This window comes from Nostoc sp. 'Peltigera membranacea cyanobiont' 210A (assembly GCF_002246015.1).
GTDB lineage: Bacteria > Cyanobacteriota > Cyanobacteriia > Cyanobacteriales > Nostocaceae > Nostoc.
This window is the reverse complement of the sequence record NZ_NOLJ01000003.1, coordinates 289,092-307,566: the sequence shown is the minus strand read 5'-3', so window position 1 is coordinate 307,566 and position 18,475 is coordinate 289,092. Positions and strand designations below refer to the sequence as shown.

14 protein-coding genes are annotated in these 18,475 nt (G+C 42.8%); 9 read left to right on the top strand and 5 right to left on the bottom strand.

Features of this window, described 5'->3' with window-relative positions:
- The first annotated feature begins 223 nt into the window (after positions 1 to 223).
- The 3 genes from aepX (at position 224) to CDG76_RS10455 (ending at position 4,674) form a co-directional block, all read left to right on the top strand.
- Complete coding sequence (gene aepX / locus CDG76_RS10470) at positions 224 to 1,879, top strand: phosphoenolpyruvate mutase (RefSeq protein ID WP_094348974.1); 1,656 nt, start codon at positions 224 to 226, stop codon at positions 1,877 to 1,879.
- A gap of 333 nt (positions 1,880 to 2,212) precedes the next feature.
- Positions 2,213 to 3,424, top strand: a complete 1,212-nt coding sequence (gene aepY / locus CDG76_RS10460; protein WP_223265201.1) for a phosphonopyruvate decarboxylase — start codon at positions 2,213 to 2,215, stop codon at positions 3,422 to 3,424.
- Positions 3,425 to 3,579: 155 nt separating this feature from the next.
- Complete coding sequence (locus CDG76_RS10455) at positions 3,580 to 4,674, top strand: 2-aminoethylphosphonate aminotransferase (RefSeq protein ID WP_223265200.1); 1,095 nt, start codon at positions 3,580 to 3,582, stop codon at positions 4,672 to 4,674.
- A 91-nt stretch (positions 4,675 to 4,765) separates the two neighbouring features.
- On the opposite strand, the gene CDG76_RS10450 is transcribed toward CDG76_RS10455, so the two are convergent.
- Together CDG76_RS10450 and CDG76_RS10445 are read right to left on the bottom strand one after the other, a co-directional pair.
- On the bottom strand, positions 4,766 to 5,221 hold the full coding sequence (locus CDG76_RS10450; protein ID WP_094348972.1) for a cupin domain-containing protein: 456 nt from the start codon (positions 5,219 to 5,221) through the stop codon (positions 4,766 to 4,768).
- A 316-nt stretch (positions 5,222 to 5,537) separates the two neighbouring features.
- Positions 5,538 to 6,317, bottom strand: coding sequence for a cysteine hydrolase family protein (locus tag CDG76_RS10445; RefSeq protein WP_094348971.1), 780 nt, complete (start codon positions 6,315 to 6,317; stop codon positions 5,538 to 5,540).
- An 84-nt stretch (positions 6,318 to 6,401) separates the two neighbouring features.
- On the opposite strand from CDG76_RS10445, the gene CDG76_RS10440 reads away from it, so the two are divergent.
- The 5 genes from CDG76_RS10440 (at position 6,402) to CDG76_RS10420 (ending at position 10,143) form a co-directional block, all read left to right on the top strand.
- A complete protein-coding gene (locus tag CDG76_RS10440; protein ID WP_094349390.1) occupies positions 6,402 to 7,799 on the top strand; it encodes an amidohydrolase in 1,398 nt (465 codons plus the stop codon).
- Between the two features lie 142 nt (positions 7,800 to 7,941).
- On the top strand, positions 7,942 to 8,550 hold the full coding sequence (locus tag CDG76_RS10435; RefSeq protein ID WP_094348970.1) for a hypothetical protein: 609 nt from the start codon (positions 7,942 to 7,944) through the stop codon (positions 8,548 to 8,550).
- A 39-nt stretch (positions 8,551 to 8,589) separates the two neighbouring features.
- Positions 8,590 to 8,844: a hypothetical protein gene (locus tag CDG76_RS10430; protein ID WP_094348969.1), complete on the top strand. Its 255-nt coding sequence runs from the start codon at positions 8,590 to 8,592 to the stop codon at positions 8,842 to 8,844.
- Entirely contained in the window at positions 8,841 to 9,188 is a 348-nt protein-coding gene (locus tag CDG76_RS10425) for a type II toxin-antitoxin system RelE/ParE family toxin (RefSeq protein WP_094348968.1), read from the top strand. The genes CDG76_RS10430 and CDG76_RS10425 overlap by 4 nt, the downstream gene beginning before the upstream one ends.
- Before the next feature lie 100 nt (positions 9,189 to 9,288).
- Positions 9,289 to 10,143, top strand: a complete 855-nt coding sequence (locus CDG76_RS10420; protein ID WP_143854068.1) for a hypothetical protein — start codon at positions 9,289 to 9,291, stop codon at positions 10,141 to 10,143.
- 2 nt (positions 10,144 to 10,145) lie between these two features.
- On the opposite strand, the gene CDG76_RS10415 is transcribed toward CDG76_RS10420, so the two are convergent.
- Positions 10,146 to 13,769 (bottom strand): protein kinase domain-containing protein, encoded by a 3,624-nt coding sequence (locus CDG76_RS10415; protein WP_094348966.1) that lies wholly within the window; start codon positions 13,767 to 13,769, stop codon positions 10,146 to 10,148.
- Positions 13,770 to 14,023: 254 nt separating this feature from the next.
- On the opposite strand from CDG76_RS10415, the gene CDG76_RS10410 reads away from it, so the two are divergent.
- On the top strand, positions 14,024 to 15,232 hold the full coding sequence (locus tag CDG76_RS10410) for a NupC/NupG family nucleoside CNT transporter (RefSeq protein WP_094348965.1): 1,209 nt from the start codon (positions 14,024 to 14,026) through the stop codon (positions 15,230 to 15,232).
- 131 nt (positions 15,233 to 15,363) lie between these two features.
- On the opposite strand, the gene CDG76_RS10405 is transcribed toward CDG76_RS10410, so the two are convergent.
- The gene (locus tag CDG76_RS10405) at positions 15,364 to 17,100 is read right to left on the bottom strand and encodes an ABC transporter ATP-binding protein (RefSeq protein WP_094348964.1); all 1,737 of its coding nucleotides are present in this window, start codon (positions 17,098 to 17,100) and stop codon (positions 15,364 to 15,366) included.
- Between the two features lie 137 nt (positions 17,101 to 17,237).
- Positions 17,238 to 18,455, bottom strand: coding sequence for a lipid-A-disaccharide synthase-related protein (locus CDG76_RS10400; RefSeq protein ID WP_094348963.1), 1,218 nt, complete (start codon positions 18,453 to 18,455; stop codon positions 17,238 to 17,240).
- Positions 18,456 to 18,475: the final 20 nt, after the last annotated feature.

Here is an 18,475-nt window from a genome sequence, read left to right as displayed (position 1 = left end):
GTCGAATTACCCCCCTTAATCCCCCCTTGTGAAGGGGGGAAACAATAAAATCTAGTTCCCTCCCCAATACATACGGGGAGGGTTAGGGTGGGGTAAAACCCTGGTTAATCAGCTATTTCAGACTTGTGTGTACACCGTAGCCTCAGAGGAGAGGGTTAGGTGAGGTCTGTATTCTATGCAATTGAGAACCGCAATATTATATAGGTTGAAAAGAGTAGAATAAATGCATCAAATATTTGCACCCAATGATACCTCTGCAAAATTAAATAAGTGTGCCCAATTGCGGTTATTACTAGAATCGCCTCAACTCGACTTCATCATGGAAGCTCACAATGGGATTAGCGCCCGCATTGTGGAAGAGGCTGGATTTAAAGGAATTTGGGCGAGTGGATTAGCCCTTTCGGCTCAATATGGCGTTCGAGATAATAATGAAGCCAGTTGGACTCAAGTTGTAGAAATGCTAGAGTTTATGTCTGATGTCACCAGCATCCCGATTTTATTAGACGGGGATACTGGCTATGGCAACTTTAATAATATGCGTCGCTTGGTCAAAAAGTTAGAACAGCGAGGTATTGCTGGAGTCTGTATTGAAGATAAGCTTTTTCCCAAAACCAATAGCTTTATCAACGGTAGTCGCCAACCTTTGGCTGAAATTGATGAATTCTGCGGCAAAATTAAGGCGGGTAAGGATAGTCAGACAGATCCAGATTTTTGCATCGTCGCCCGACTCGAAGCTTTGATCGCCGGCTGGGATCTTTCGGAGGCACTGCGCCGAGCTGAAGCTTACCACGCCGCCGGAGCAACCGCGATCTTGATTCACAGTAAATCATCGCGCCCCGATCAAGTGCTAGCCTTTGCTAAAGAATGGGCGGGTCGTTCCCCGTTAGTGTTTATACCGACTAAATATTACAGCACGCCTACTGATGTTTTTCGCAAAGCTGAAGTTAATTTGGTCATCTGGGCAAACCATCTGATTCGATCTGCTGTTGCTAGTATGCAAGCGATCGCACGTGAAGTGAAAGCCAGCGAAACTTTAATCAACATTGAAGATGATATTGCTCCCGTAAAAGAAATCTTCCGACTACAAGGGGCGGATGAACTGCAAGAAGCTGAAAAACGCTACTTTAACAACGGACGACAACATACCCAAGCGATCGTTCTGGCTGCTAGCAGAGGCCAAGAATTAGGAGGGTTGACGCAAGATAAACCAAAAGTGATGTTACCTCTTGGAGGTAAACCACTGCTCAGGTTGTTGGTGGACAAATTCAAAAAACTTGCCATCAATGATATTACCGTTGTCGCCGGTTACAAAGCAGAAACTATAGATGTTGTGGGGACGAAAGTCATCCGTAACCCAGATTATGAAACAACGGGAGAATTAGCATCCTTAGCTTGCGCTCAAGCCAGTTTTGGCGAAGAAATGCTGGTGCTTTACGGCGATTTACTATTTAGAAGCTACATCCTACGGGATTTATTAGAATGTCCCGGAGAAATTGTGGCTGTGGTTGATTCTGTAGTCAACAGCAAATCTGTTAGCGGTTCACCTGATTACGCCTATTGCTCAATTCCAGACGATCTTTCTCTGTTTGGACAGGATGTCAACCTGTTGAACATTTCTAAAACAACACAAACGCAATTAGGAAAGTCTAGCGGACGCTGGATTGGGATGTTGCGCTTGCGGAGTCAAGGTAGACAGTGGGTTAGTGAAGCACTCAATGAATTACAAAAACGACCGGAATTCAACAGTTTGGGTTTGCCAGAATTATGCAATTATTTAATCGAGCAAGGCAAACCGATCAAGGTGCTTTATATTCGCGGTAACTGGTTAGATGTTAATTCTTTAGACGATCTTGACCTTGCTTTTCAATTAAAACAATAGGGGAGTTGAGAAGAAAAATTATTACTTCAGCCTCAGAACTTGGAACTTCAGCCTCAGAACTCGCAACTTCAGCCTCAGAACTCGGAACTTCGACCTCAGAACTCGGAACTTCGACCTCAGAACTCGGAACTTCAGCCTCAGAACTCGGAACTTCAGCCTCAGAACTCGGAACTTCAGCCTCAGAACTCGGAACTTCAGCCTCAGAACTCGGAACTTCAGCCTCAGAACTCGGAACTTCAGCNCAACGGATGAACTGCCAAGAGGAAGTAAGGGTTTAATTCCGATTGAGGCTAACCCATCTCTGACTAAGCTGGCAAGTTGGTTGTAATGTTTGTGTCTGGCACGCCAACCTCCTGCTTCTGTCATTTCCAGGCAGAAGAATTTGTAGAAGCTGCGCGTAATTTTGGCTTTGGGTGGTACACTGGCGTACCTTGTTCTTTTCTCACGCCTTTTATTAACTACGTCATCAATGACGTTCAACTTAAATATATCTCCGCAGCCAATGAGGGAGATGCTGTAGCGATCGCAGCTGGAGCCGCAATTGCTGGTAAACCCGCAGTAGTGATGATGCAAAACTCTGGTTTGGGGAATGCAGTTAACCCGCTAACCTCCCTCACTTATATTTTTCGGATTCCATTGCTGCTGATTTGTACCTTGCGAGGCGATGTCTATGACGGGCTACCCCTACACAATTTACAAGACGAACCGCAACATGAATTAATGGGGCAAATCACAGAAAAATTGCTGCAAACAATGACTATACCTTGGGAATTTTTTCCCACAGATGCAGCAGAAATAGAACCCGTTCTGCAAAGATCCATAGCTTATATGCAACAAGAGCGCCGTCCTTATGCTCTAATTATGCGTAAAGGAGCGATCGCCCCCCATGCGCTCACCCGTTCTTCTATCCCCGAACGAGAAGATAGCAATAGCGCTCATATTCAGCAAAGCTTTTTTCGGGATCGCAAAGAACAACGCATTTCTCGCAGCGAAGCATTGGCTCGGATTGTGGAACTTACCGAGCCAGAAAACACTGTAGTAATTGCCACCACCGGATACACGGGACGCGAACTTTTCGCTAGTAAAGACAGCGTTAATCATCTTTACATGGTCGGCTCGATGGGCTGCGCTTCCTCAATGGGATTGGGATTATCCTTAGCCCGTCCAGACCTCAAGGTAGTAGTAATTGATGGCGATGGAGCAGCATTAATGCGGATGGGTAATTTTGCCACTATTGGCACTTATGGCGGTGCTAACTTTACCCATATTCTTTTAGATAATGAAGTCCACGATTCCACAGGCGCACAAGCCACCGTCTCTGCGGGTATCTCCTTTGCCAAAATTGCCGAAGCGTGCGGTTACGGCGTGACATTAGCCGGAGATGACCCCGCCCTTTTAGATACCTTATTTACCGCAGATGCTAACACTAGACCTAAATTCGCTCATTTAAAAATCCGTCCCGGAACTTTAGAAAAGCTACCCAGACCCAATCTCACCCCGGAAGCAGTTTTACAACGCTTTATGAAACACATTGGTAATTCGTAATTCGTAATTCGTAATTAATAAATTCCAAGTACAAACTCTTAATTTATTAATGCCCAATGCCCAATGCCCAATGACAAATGACAAATGACAAATGACAAATGACAAATGACAAATGACAAATGACAAATGACAAAATGACAAATGACAAATGACAAATGACAAATGACAAAATGATTTTACTAAATCCCGGCCCTGTCAATTTGAGCGATCGCGTCAGAAATGCCCTGTTGCGTCCTGATTTGTGTCACCGTGAGGTGGAATTTTCCCAACTTCAAAGCAGAATCCGCGAACAATTACTTCAAGTTTATGGTCTTGGAAGCGATGGCTGGGCAGCAGTTCTCCTCACCGGTTCTGGTACCGCCGCGATGGAAGCGATGATCAGCAGTCTAGTACCCACAAACGGGAAATTACTAGTAATTGAAAACGGTGTATATGGTGAACGACTATCCAAAATCGTCAAAATTCACGGCATTGATTACATCACACTTTCCCATCCCTGGAATGCCGAAATAGATATCAAAGCTTTAGTCAAACTCCTGGATGAAAACACCGACATCACCCACCTTGCTGTCGTCCATCATGAAACTACTACCGGCCGCTTAAATAATTTGGCGGAACTTGCGCCAATTTGCCAAGAACGCCGCATCAAACTATTAGTAGATGCAGTCAGCAGCTTTGGTGCTGAGGAATTAAATTTTGCAGATTGGGGAATCACCGCTTGCGCTGCGACAGCGAATAAATGTCTGCATGGTGTCCCTGGAGTATCCTTTGTCATCCTGCAACGGGATGCACTGCCGTCAGTAGACACCATCCCCCGCACCTTATATTTAGATTTAGCAACCTATTACCAGCAACAAGAACGAGGTGGCACACCTTTTACGCAATCAATACAGACATTTTATGCTTTAACAGAAGCTTTGCAAGAAATGACAGAAGCAGGAGGTTGGCGTGCCAGACACAAACATTACAACCAACTTGCCAGCTTAGTCAGAGATGGGTTAGCCTCAATCGGAATTAAACCCTTACTTCCTCTTGGCAGTTCATCCGTTGTCTTGAATGCCTATTACTTACCAGATGGTTTCAGCTATGAAGAATTTCACGATCAACTGAAAGCACAAGACTATATAATTTATTCTGGACAGGGAAATTTAGCTCAATCAATCTTTCGAGTCTCGACAATGGGAGCCATCACCCAAGCCGACATGGAACGCTTTGTTGGCGTTGTTAAACAAATTATTGGTAATTCGTAATATTCTCTCGTTCCCATAAATAGTATGTATGGGAACGAAGAACGAATCTCTGGATGATTATTTGCTCCTCCTGCCTCCTGCCTCCTTCAATTTAACAAGGCATCAAAGCATCAAATCTCCCTAGTACTGCCATATCTTCTTCATCTAACTCCGCCGGAATCCCACTGCGAATCAATTCCGAAAAGTCTTCATTGGGAATCATCACAGTCAACGTGTACAAGCGAGTAGAACCAGTATTTTTAATCAAATGAGTACCAGTGGGAGGCACTAATAAACTATCTCCAGCTTTGATCGTGGCACTCTTGCCGTCACATATAGCGATCGCTTCTCCTTTGAGGACAAAAAACATTTCCACCGCCCACTGATGGCGATTTGGGGGTGTTTGTCCACCAACATCAAAAATTTCTATGCAGCAAGTCAAAGAAGTATTAGCATTTGTGGAATCGAAGATAATTGCTAATCGATTAGAGGCATCGGGACTGATGCGATATACTTGGTAATCTTTGCTAGATTTGATCACCGGAATTACACAACGAGTAGCGTACATTTATTTATCCCCTCTGAGTTATCGATGGGTATGAAAATTCCTAAAATCTGAGTCCTGAATCACAGAGTTTTAGATTTTAAATTTTAGATTTTGGATTAAACGCTCACACCGTACCCCTCTGGGGAAGCAAGCTACGCGTAGCGTTCGGCAGGAAAGTCCAAAATTTAAAAAAGTCTGAAAGCAAGGGAATTTAAACGCGAGAACAAATCTAAAATCTAAAATTCTTGATCGAATAAAGAGCATTAATGCATGGAATCAATCTAAAATCTCAAGTCGTTCGACTGAGCGTAGCCGAAGTCCAAAATCCAAAATTGATTCACTCCTCACCATTTTGCAGCGCTGTTAAAATTCCTTGCGAGTCAGTGACAAAACCGAAGCATTGTTTGACATTATACAATGTCGCCAGCCAACAATATTCAGGAGAAGTGGTAGCGGTGCAATCTTTAACCAACACGCAGTCATATCCTAAGAAGTTGGCATCACATAAGGTGGTTAGTACACATTGATCGGCATTAACACCAGCAAAAAATAATGTTGTCCTTCCCAAATTCCGCAAGATACTATCTAATGGTGTATCCCAAAACCCACTCATGCGGTATTTATCCACACGAATATCTTCGGGTATCTGTTCTAGCTCGTCTACGATTGCCGCGGCCCAACTACCTGCCATAAGTACTCTAGCACCATTGCTTGGTAGTGGATCGCCCAATCCTACACCTTCCCCTGTGGGATTATAGACGTGGCGCGAACTAGCACTAATATTGAGCAAGTCGGGACGATTTCCCCAATTTACCCAAATGACTGGAACACCAACCTCACGCAGTTCTGGAAGTAAGTTGTTCAAAGGTTCAATAGGCTGGCGCGCCGGAGTTACGTCCACGCCGATATGCGCTAACCAACCATCAGGGTGACAGAAGTCGTTTTGCATATCAATGACGAGGATAGCAGTCTTTGCCAAGTCTAGGCGCAGGGTTTTAGTTTCTGTTGATAAAATAACGGGTTGTGGGGTCTTTTGAGGACGAGTGATATCTGCGATCGCATCATTCACTGTCCACGCATTTGGTGCAACTCCCAATGTCCGTAATGGTAAATTCATAAAATTCCAATACCCAACACCATTTTCTATTTTGTAACTTGAAATTCAGTTGAGAATACAATTACTTAATCAAGGTTAAATATGGTGAATTTCACTATTCAGAATGTTTTGATTGCCGTCAGTGATGATTATGCAACGGTAGATGTACAGATTGTAGATGGGGCGATCGCAGCCATTTCCCCCAATTTACAAGTAATTGGCACTGCCATTGATGGCAAAAATAAGCTGCTGCTACCTGGCTTTTTCAACGCCCACACCCACTCATCAGAGATGTGGCAGCGAGGAATCATGTCAATGTTCCCTTTAGAATTATGGTTGGCGGAACTGTATGATTTTGCCCCCCTCGATCCCGAACAGGTTTATCTGAGTGCTTTGGGTACTGCGGTGGAAACCCTACTTTCCGGGGGGACGAGTGTAGTAGATCACCTGGTATTAATTCCCGGACTTGAGTTAGAAACGATCGCCATTGCCACTCGCGCGTACAGAGAAGTGGGAATTCGCGCCTTTATCGCCCCCTTAATTCAAGATGAATCTCTCACCGCAGGTATGCCATCTGGGGAATCAGCCCAAACTCATGAGCCTTATTTTCGTTCAGCTGCGGCAACATTGGAAATCATCGAAGAGGCAGTGAGACAATTTCATCGCCCAGATGAGGGTGTAAATATTTTAGTTGCACCAACGGGGATACAATTGTGTACTGATGCTTTATTTCAGGGGTGTACTGAGTTAAGCGATCGCTACAATCTTTGTCGTCACTCCCATTTACTCGAAACCAGGGCACAGGAAAAACTCGCCGAAGAAAAGTATGGTTGTACTGCTGTAGAACATTTGAAAAGAATCGGATATTTGAGCAATAAAACTTCTCTTGCTCATTGCGTTTGGTTAAATGATGCTGATATAGCCATCCTCGCCGAAACTCAATCTACAGTTGTTCATAATCCCTTAAGTAATTTACGTTTAGGTAGTGGCATCGCCCCTATTTTAAAATATCGCCAAGCTGGAGTAAATGTAACTTTTGGTTGTGATGGTGCTTCGAGTAATGATTCTCAAGATTTGTTAGAAGCTATCAAAATGGGTTCTATCTTGCACAACGTTACAGACTCAGATTATCAACACTGGATTACGCCCAGACAAGCAGTAGAAATGGCATCTTTGGGAGGCGCAAAGGGACTGAATATAGCAGACAAACTTGGTTCTTTAACTGTGGATAAACAAGCCGATTTGGTACTTTATGATCTCACTAATTTATCATTATTACCCCGTACAGATCCCATTGGCTTATTAGTCTTAGGTCGTCCCACCAATGTTGTTGATAGTGCTTGGGTAAATGGTAAGCAAATTGTTGCTGATGGCAAAGTTACCACAATTAACGTTGATGAATTGCGGCAAGAATTATTTAACCGCAGTCAATGGGAGACAAAACGCAAGTCTGAAACAGTCGTGCAAATTGAGGCTCATTATCGCACAGTTATGGGGTTGTAAAAGACAAATAAATACAGAACTGCGGCAAAAATTTGTGCTTTGGTATTTAATATACACTTAGATAATGAGAAAATATACTTGGTAATATTGACGAATATAGTCTCAAACATTACAGTATGATTTGGGTGATGAGTTTTTAGATATGAAATCCTACACAGATATATACGAGGAATATCATAAGAATGTTTATCTCTATGCAGAGAAAGAATATTCTTGGTATAAACAAGCTGATAATTTAAAAGATGCTATCAGAAAAGCTTTTCTTAGCGAAGACGAGCAGGGAAAAGTTCATCCTCATCAAAGGCGTGTTGGTCGTCAGCGTCTAGCTTTAGCGGCTGATATTGCTTTAAAACATTTAGATACTCAGTGTGTTATTGATTTTGACAACTTTAATAGTATTTATCAATTTGTTCAGGATGTTAGAAATAAAGTAGAAGGCTTTGGCGAATTAGCCAATTATGATGTAGCGCTTCGTATTACTAAATATCTAGGTTTTGAACTTCAGGAAGTATATCTTCATGCAGGTGTTACGATTGGATTTCGCGCTTTAGGATTGAATGTAAAAGAGAGAGATATTATACCTGTAGAAGAATTTCCTGAACCCTTTAAGCAATTAAGCGGAGATCATCTAGAAAATTTACTTTGCATCTACAAAGAAGTGTTAGCTGATTCTTCAGTCGAGTTCCCTAAAACTTGTATTTGCCCAAAAACAAATTCTTCTTGCATTAACAAAAACGGCCGTGTTTGTTAGAATATCGCGCAGAGGCTCAATGCCAAAGGAAGTAGCTCTATGCCAATTGTCATTACCCTTAGCCCAGAATTAGAAGCATTATTACGTGACAAAGCTGCTCGGCAAGGTCAAGATGTTAGTCTTGTAGCGTCTGAGTTGCTTACCAGTGTCCTAGAGTGGGAAGTACAAGAATCAGAGGAGGCAATAAAGGGGATTCAACAAGGATTAGATGATTTTGAGACAGGACGGTTCCGGTCTTTTCATGAGTTTGCCCAAGAACAGCGTCGCAAGTATAATCTGCCAGCTGATTCATGAAATATCGCATCGAAATTTCCAGTGTGGCGGAGTTTGAAGCAGACAGTGCCTTCCTCCGGTTGTCCCAAATCACATCCCCTTTAAGGGCTAGTCAATGGTATGCCGAATTGCTGCAAGCGATTGATTCTTTGTCTCAAATGCCGAAGCGCTGTCCTTTAGCGCCAGAGAACGAGTATTTCAGCCAAGAAATTCGACAGCTACTTTATGGTCGAGGACGCAACTCATACCGCATCCTTTTCACTATTTTGGAGGATCAAGAAGTATCTATGGTGCGTATTCTGCACATCCGACACACTGCACAGCAAATCCTGGGTGAAGATCCTGAAGAACCCAACGCCACCTAACAAATCACTGCACCCGATCGCCTAGAGGTTATATCCTGGGTGTTCAATGTTATCTGCCACCAGTTATCTTGGTCTTATTTCGTTGTGTGTACCTTTACAGATGAGTACATTTCAGGATTGGTTCTGGGAAATCAAAGAGTGTGGGCAAGGGCCTCACTACTACTTCAGTGCCACTTTTGCTCCGTCTGATGCTGAACGCCTTGCTACTTTGGTGCGCCAGCATCCACTGTCTGGTTTTGAACGCTGCCACTTTGTTGGCAAATTAATCAATGCGCCATGTGGAAACTCCAATACTCCAGGTTCTTATGATTTGTATGTTGACCAGAGCAACTATGCTGAAGTTATGTCGGGTATACAAAGAAATGAACCTATAGTTACTGTTGCACATTGTATCTGGCAAATCATTGGTGTTTGCGATCGCAACTTTAGCATTGAGTCTGGTTATGGTGGGATAACTGGCACAGATAACCAAGCTGACACCTCACTGATTATAGCGCTGGCGCAGTCACCAGAACTCACCTTAGTTGATTGGAGAGTCGTTTCTGGGGGAGACGGTTATGCATCGGTGTTTTTTAGAACTGGCACATCAGCCGCAGAACTGCTTGCTTACTTGCAGATGCAGCCAGAAAAGCCTGACTTCATACAAATAGAAAGAGAGTTACGTATAGCTTTATCAAATCCAGCATTGTCTAAAATTTATCGTTTGGGCGAGTGCAAAATCAATGGTTGGCGGCTGGAAGCGATCGTTTTGCATAATATTGAAAAAACCACAAGCTATGGTGGCGAAGGATGGGACATGACACCACACACCAGTGAGCTTTCTAAAGTCGCCCAAACTGTTAGCGATAAGTGCAAGATTCCGGGTTGTGCAGGGGGTGCTGCACACGCGCCAAATGACTTCTACACACTCATCGGCAGCCATCTTAGCTTTGGCTACCCGCGCCAAGAAAGGTAATTTTAAATCGGGATTTGAATCACAAATTCTGTACCCTCTCCCTGTACAGAATTAACTTCCAGAGTACCGCCATGTTTTTCTACAATAATTTGCCGAGCGATCGCTAATCCTAATCCTGTACCTTTGCCTACAGATTTAGTTGTAAATAAATGGTCAAAAATCTTTTGTTTGACTTCGTGAGACATTCCCAGACCATTATCAGCAATTTGAATTAAAACTTGATGTTTATCTTCATTCACGTAAGTCTGAATCTCAATTTTATTATTAATCTCATGAAAGTTACGTCCAATATCAGACTCCTCTAAAGCATCAATGGCATTTGCTAATAAATTCATAAATACCTGATTTAGTTGCCCAGGAAAGCATTCTATCAAAGGGATATTTCCATAGTTTTTTACTACTTGAATCTCTGGATGCAGTTCCGATGCTTTTAAGCGATGCTTAAGAATCAAAATTGCGCTGTCGATACCTTCGTGAATATTAAAAGCAATTTTGTATTCTGTATCTGCCCTCGAAAATGTTCGCAAACTCTTGCTAATACTCCGAATGCGATCAACACCTAATTTCATCGAAGAAATCAGTTTTGGCAAATCTTCTCGGAGATATTCTAAGTCAATCGCTGCGATTTCTTCTTCAATTTCTGCACCCGGATTTGGAAACTTTTGCTGATATAGGTCGATAAGGTGAAACAAATCTTCAACAGAATCAACAGCAGGTTGGATATTACCTGCAATGAAGCCTACAGGGTTGTTGATTTCGTGGGCTACACCTGCAACTAAGTTACCCAATGCTGACATTTTCTCACTTTGTACCAGTTGTAATTGCATCTGCTGTAAATCTGTGAGAGAGTGTTCTAAATGTTGAGCATTTTCTTGCGATCGCTGATAAAGAGAAGCATTTTCTAAGGAGATGGCAGCTTGTGAACACAGTAGGTTTATTAGTTGGAGTCTATCATGTGTAAATACTCCAGCAATTAGATTATTTTCTAAGTAAAGGATGCCGATTAATTTCCCTTGATGGATAATTGGGGTACACAGCAAACTCTTGGGTTGTTGTTGAATAATGTATGAGTCAGAGGTGAAGAAATTTTTCACAGTTGCATCATCAATTACCAATGTTTCTAAGGTTCGTTTGACATAGTTAATTGGAGTTAAAGGAATATCTTGACTCAACTCAATGGGAATAGATTGCAGAATAGTTGGCATTTTCTGGAATGTTGCGGCAGCTACGCCCGTCGTAGACATCGCTTCGATCACCCAAATATTATCCTTGAGTAAAATTAAAGCACATTTTTTCGCTCCGGTATTCTCCATCACCACTTGCATTAATGTAGAGAGCAACTTGTCTAAATGAATTTCGCTAGATAGTGCTTGAGAGGCTTTGAGAACACTTGCTAAATCTAAAGCTTCTGAAATACTAGTGCTACTGGATGAAATTGTCATACCAGTAGTAAAAGTAGGCAGAGATATATTATTAAACGTAGATGCTATTTCCGTAGAATTGAGGCGAATTGTTTCCCATTGGAGAATCGGGGCGAGCAATTTAGGATAACGTTTTTCTAAGTCATAGACTTTGGCTTTAGCGCCCCAACGAACATAGCAGTAGTAAGCATTTGTCAGATAAGTTTGAGCAATTTTCTCTTTATCCCATCCTAGATAAAATTTAGCAGCGAGTTCGTGAGCGAGAGCTTCTTCTTGGATATATTCGTTTTCTTTGGCTCCTTGAATGGCGCGATCGTACATTTCCATTGCTTGAATATATTCACCGAGAATCTGATAGCGTTCAGCCTCTACTAAGTGAAACTTATGTAAATGATTCATCGGCGCATGATGCGCCCAGTTCTGCATTTTTTCCTGATTGGCTGTAACCCGTTTGAGGATGAATGCTTGCCCGTCTTCAGAAGTATCTGAATATACAGCTAATTGGCTTAGAGAATCATAGAAATGAAATAGAGGAATAGTAAGACTTCCAACAAGACTTTCTAAATACTTCTGTGCTAATTCAGCATTTTCAACCGCCTGAGTATATTCAGCAAATAAATAACACAGAATCAATTTATTAAAATACAATGAACAAATTATGGTTTGATCATTACCTTGGTGATGAAGCGGCAACATGGTTTCTTCATTGTAAGCATCACCGATTAAACGGCAAGGATTTTGATTTTTTGAGAGTAAGTTCAACACTACCTGATGATAGAGTTCATTTTTATGTAGGGATGGTTCTTGACGAAGTTGTGCGAGTCCTTGACTATAATTTGCTATTTCTTGTGCTAGAGAAGATAATTCTTTACCAGCCAAATATGAGCTTAAGGAATAAAAACATGCACAGTAACCTGCAAATTCTAAGTCTCCTATTTCTAGGCCGCTAGAATAGCCTAATCGTAGAGGATGCAAAATTTTTCTAACATGCTTCTTCCAAGAATTCAAACAGCCATAAACAACGGCGTATGTCCTAGCTATGAATTCTTTAGCATTCAATTTATCTAATAATCTGAGAGTTAGTTGACCGAATTTATAACCAGATTCAACATCTCCAACAACACCACAGAGAATCAGCCCATAACATGAATACCCGTAGAGAGAATTAGCACTATTTCCATACTTGAGCGATAAATTAACCTGTTTGAACAATATTAGGAGATAAATTTCTGGGTTAGCTAAATAAGCAGCAGCAGCTATATTTGTCAATATATTCATAGCTGCTAGTTTTTCTGGGATGATGAAGCGATCGCAAATATCTCGCACTCCTAACTCAAAGACATCAATACTGCCAGTTTCTCGCCACTGACGCCAGCAAATTTCTAAGTCATACTTCAACCCAAATGCGCTCTGATAGCGGTCTTCAGCGTTTTTCGCCATCAGTTTGCCGATAATCTCAGACAGAATTGGCGGAATCTCAGGATTCAGACTATGTACCTGTGGGGGAACCTTTGCCAAGTGACAATACACCAACTCCATCGGTTCATCTGTGCTAAAAGGTAACTGTCCACTGAGGAGTTCAAAAAAGGTAACACCCAAAGAATAAAAGTCGCTGCGGTAGTCAATTCCCCGGTTCATTCGTCCGGTTTGTTCGGGAGAAAGGTATGCTAACGTCCCTTCCAGAATATTTGGATTAGTCAGAGTTTGCGTTTCTCTAGAAAGTAAGGAGGCAATACTAAAATCGATCAGTCTGATATCTTTTGTGCTGGAGTTAATCAAAATGTTGGCGGGTTTGATGTCTTTGTGAATCACTCGGTTGTGATACAGTCCATCCAGAATGGAGACTATTTGCAAAGCAATGTGAAAAAATGCCTGCAACCCATCAGCAGTTTCCCCCATCCCCCTCACTCCCCACCTCGCCATATCTTCTTGGAGAGAAATCAGAGCCAAGTCTTCCATGACTAAGGCATAGCTGTTTTGATAGTTCTCCAGGCTATAGGTTTTGATAATGCCATCAATATCTAGGTTTTTCGCAATGGTGTACTGATTACGGAACCGCACGAGTTCGTAAAATGTGGGATACTCACGCCGCAACAGTTTAATCACTACTGGCTTTTTATCTGATTCTCTAATGCCGCGATACACTAGGGTTTTAGAGCCGGAATAAATTAGCTCATGTATTTGATAACCGGTTAGTGCCACCATAGTTTTTTTCCCTACAAGGTTAATTTTTTCCTGTTTAGATTGATTGTTCCCATTAATACAAATGTGCTTAAGGTTTGGGAAGACAATTTTGTAACAAGATATGAATGTGCGTAGGCGTAGCCCGTCGTAGACATCGCTAAATTCTTATTTACGGCATCAAAACTCTAGTAATTGACTACAAAACCCCAAAAAAAGGCAGATTTTGTGTATGCTCTGTGACTAAGTGCCTTAACAATACCTTTTCAGGAGTAATCATGGAACGCGCCATCTCTGCGTTGGGAATTTTAGTTTTTATCGGTATATCCTACGCCTTTTCTGTTAATCGTCGTGCGGTGCGTTGGCGAATAGTGGCGTGGGGTTTGGGATTGGAGTTTGTGTTTGCACTAGTGATTCTTAAAACTCCTTGGGGTTTAACTGTGTTTAAATCTCTGGGGGATATTGTCGGCCAATTTCTAGCATTTTCTGATGTTGGTGCAAAATTTGTCTTTGGAGAAAATTTTAAAGATCATTTCTTTGCCTTCCAAGTGCTGCCGACAATTATCTTTTTCTCTGCCTTCATCAGCGTCTTGTATTACTACGGCATCTTACAGCGAGTCGTAAATGTGATGGCGTGGGTAATGATGAAAACGATGAAAACATCGGGTTCTGAATCTTTATCTTGTGCAGGTAATATCTTTTTGGGGCCAACAGAGTCGGCGCTGATGGTTAAACCTTATATAGCGAATATGACGCAATCGGAACTCCATGCCTTAATGACGGGTGGTTTTGCCACAATTGCGGCGGGAGTACTAGGAGCATATCTTTCTTTTGGCATCCCAGCAGAACACCTGATTGCTGCTTTCTTTATGACTGCTCCCACTTCGTTGGTGGTATCAAAATTACTTTACCCAGAAACAGAAGTATCAGAGACGGCTGGCAAAGCAAAAGCATATATAGAAACCAATTATGTAAATGTAATTGATGCTGCTACCACCGGAGCAATTGACGGCGTGAAGCTAGCAGTTAATGTTGGGGTGATGATTATCGCCTTTTTAGGGTTATTAGCTGCCCTGAATGCACTTTTGGGATGGTTAGGGGCATTTGTGGGCTTACAACAACTCTCATTACAGTGGATTTTGTCTTTTCTCATGGCTCCCGTGGCGTGGCTAATGGGCATACCTTGGGCTGATTGTCGGCAAGTTGGGGCTTTGTTGGGTACAAAAACAATTTTAAATGAGTTTATTGCTTTTTTGGATTTGAAGGCACTAATTGAAGGTGGAAAAATTTCTCAACGGGCAGTAATTATTACAACTTACGCATTATGTAACTTTGCCAATATCGGTTCAATTGGTATTACCATTGGCGGCATTGCCGGAATAGCACCTAATCGCCAACATGACTTAGCTCGTATGGGTGTAAGATCAATGATTGGCGGATTGTTAGCGGGTTTTATCACCGCTTGTATTGCTGGGGTGTTGATTTGAAAAAGTTAGAGAGACGCGATAAATCGCCGACTCCAACTGTCTTTAATTTTGAAGTAATGAGTAATAAGTAATAAGTAATGGGTATTACTCATTACTCATTACTCATTACTCATTAATTTATTGACAGACTACTACTCATCTGTAGAGTAGAACTGTTGGGCGTAAAAACGGGCATACCGTCCTTCTTGAGACAGGAGGGAGGTGTGAGTACCAGCTTCAACCACCTCTCCTTGTTCGATGACGAGAATGCAGTCAGCCCGACGAACGCTGCTCAAGCGATGGGCGATAATAAACACGGTACGATTTTGCATCACTCGTTCTAGTGCTTCTTGAACTAGTGCTTCTGATTCAGAATCTAGGGCAGAGGTGGCCTCATCCAAGATGAGAATTCGAGGATCGTTGGCAACTGCTCTAGCAATAGCTAATCTTTGGCGTTGTCCTCCCGATAGGTTAACTCCACGTTCTCCCACCCAAGTCTGATAACCCTGAGTAAACTGGGTGATAAAGGAGTGAGCGTTGGCAATCTTGGCTGCTTCCTGAATCGCTGCTAAATCTAATTCTTCTTGACCGTAACCGATATTTTCAGCGATCGTTCCCGAAAAAAGAGTAACATCTTGGGGAACAATGCCAATTTGATGGCGCAAGCTGGTAAGTGTGACATCACGGATATCAAGATCGTCAACCAGAATTTGACCCCTCTGAGGGTCATAAAAGCGAAGTAAAAGATTAATTAACGTCGATTTGCCTGCTCCAGAAGAACCAACCAAGGCAATGACATCACCAGGAGAAGCATTCAAGCAGAGATCCTTAAGAACTGGCTGATCGGGATTGTAGGCGAAATCGACATGACGATACTCTACCTTGCCCATAACTCGTGGCATTGCCTGAGCATTCGATTTTTCGCTGATACTAGGTTCCTTCGCCATCAGTTCAAAGATGCGTTCAACAGAAGCTTCGGTCTGTTTGTACTCGTTGTAATTGCTAATCAGCATATCGATTGGCTGAATCAGTAAAGCCACAGCAGCTAAGAAACTGATAAACCCTTGAGTGGTCAGTTGTCCCTGAGAAATTTGCCATCCTCCCAATAAAAACAGCAGTATAATACTAACTGCTTCTAAAAAACCGACAACGGGAAACTGAATAGATTTGAGTTGTAGAGTGCGATACTTAGCTTGGCGATTGATTTCTGCTTCTTTATTGAATCGCTTCACTTCATATTCTTGGGCTGCAAAAGCCTGAACAACACGAATCCCGCTAAATACTTCAGTTAGCATCGCCGACAAATTGGAAACTTGATTTTGGCTCTGGCGAGATAGCACCAGTAATCGCTGACCAAATTCCCCGATTAACCAAGCCATTAAAGGAGCCAAAATCAAACCCGCAAGAGTGAGCGGCCAATTCAGGTAGAGCATGTAAATGGGAATTGCAATTAACTGCAACAAATTGGAAAGAAACTGATGCGATAACTTGTCCACAATTTCGCCGACGCGATCGATATCTTCAGTTAGGCGATAAGTCAAGTCTCCTGTCTGTGTGGTTTCAAAGTAATCTAATCCAAGTTTGTGCAGGTGAGCATAAACCCGCTTACGCAAGTTTAAAACCATGTTCAGAGTAGCAGCGATCATAAAGACATTCTGCCCGTATTGACAAAGCCCTCGAACAAAAAATACCAAAGTGGCTAGTCCGAGCCAGTAGGCAATCCGGTTTACATTTCCCTGGCCAAGATAAAAAGCGACCTGACCTGCTAAATAGGGCACTGCTAGGGTGAATAACACAAATCCTAAGATACAAGCCAATCCCCGGATTAACAGCGGCCATTGGGGCCAGAGATAAGGCAACAGTTGCCAGTAACTAGAGCGGACTTTCATAGGTAAGTAAGAATTCAGGAGTCAGGAGTCAGGAGTCAGAATTCAGAATTCAGAATTCAGAATTGAGGTGTATTAAGGCGTTAGCCTACCACACCATGTTACCCAACCGTGCCGACTCCTGAATTCTGACGCAATTTCTACTCAGTTTCTCCTAGAGAGTTTAGTAGAAAGCGGGCAATTCTCTCAGATGCGCCGGGTGGGCCAAATCGCTCAGGGCCATTTTCTTTGCACTTAGCGAGGTAGTCTGAATCTTGTAAAGTTTCAACTACTCGTTTAGCTGCTTGCTTGAGAATCTCAGGGGTTGCTGGCTTAGTGCCGATGGTTTGGGCAGAAATGCCCAACAGCCGCGTTTGCGCTTCTGCAAATTGATAGGTAAATTGAGGGCCCTCTCCGGGAATCTGGATAATAGGTTTCCCGATTGCTACAGCTTGCTCCACTGCCAACCCTGCCATACCAATCACGAGAGTAGAGTAACATAGGATGTCACTGAAGGCATCTGAATAACATCTCACTTCCACAATCGGTGATTCGTCAGCAGAATTTCCTGGAGGAGAATAAGTGAGTATGCCTTGAGTCAGCTGCCAACCTTGACTTTTGGCAATGTCGTCTAGTTGCTGCATTAAACTCGGTATCAAGGCTGCACGAAACTGTAATCCTGACTCAGGCATCACCTTGGCGATTTCTACTACTAGTTGCAACAGCAAACAAAAATTTCGCGCGGCTTCCGGCATCCGCGATCCTGGTAAGATTGCGATCGCTCTATCGTCCGGTTTCAGGTGCAAGTCTTTGCCAGTAGGGACGAGCCAATCTAAAGCCGGAATGCCAGCTAACTGAGTTTTAGTTAAACCTTGCCGTTGGAGGTCATAAGCCGTATGGGAATCCTTGGTGAAAACTGCTAGACATCTGGAAGAATTAAGGTCGTGCCACAGCACTGGATTGAGACGCAATCGCCCTTCATACAGAGCAGAAAGACAGGAGATAAACGAGACGAAGGGACGCTTTGTTAAGTAAGCAAATGTCTGGGAGACAAAATCCCCAGTAGCCATAATCAAATCGCAGTTAGGAGCATACTGCAACACCGCTTGTAATTGTCGCCACGTTAACCCAATCAATCCCGATTGAAAATCTTTGAGCAAATAGAGACGCTTCATGTAAAAGAATCCCCCAGAGGGCATTGTTTGTGTGGGCCCAATAATGGGAATGTCCAAGCTGCGGTAAGCTTTTCCTTCCCCCACAATCGGCATTGCCGCCATCTCAATCGAAGGACACAATTGGCGCAGAGTCTGAATAACATGAGAGGTGTGGTTGTCCTCTCCATGACCGTTACTGATAAACAAGATTCGCTTAGAAGGCATCTTGGGGTTTGGATAAATCT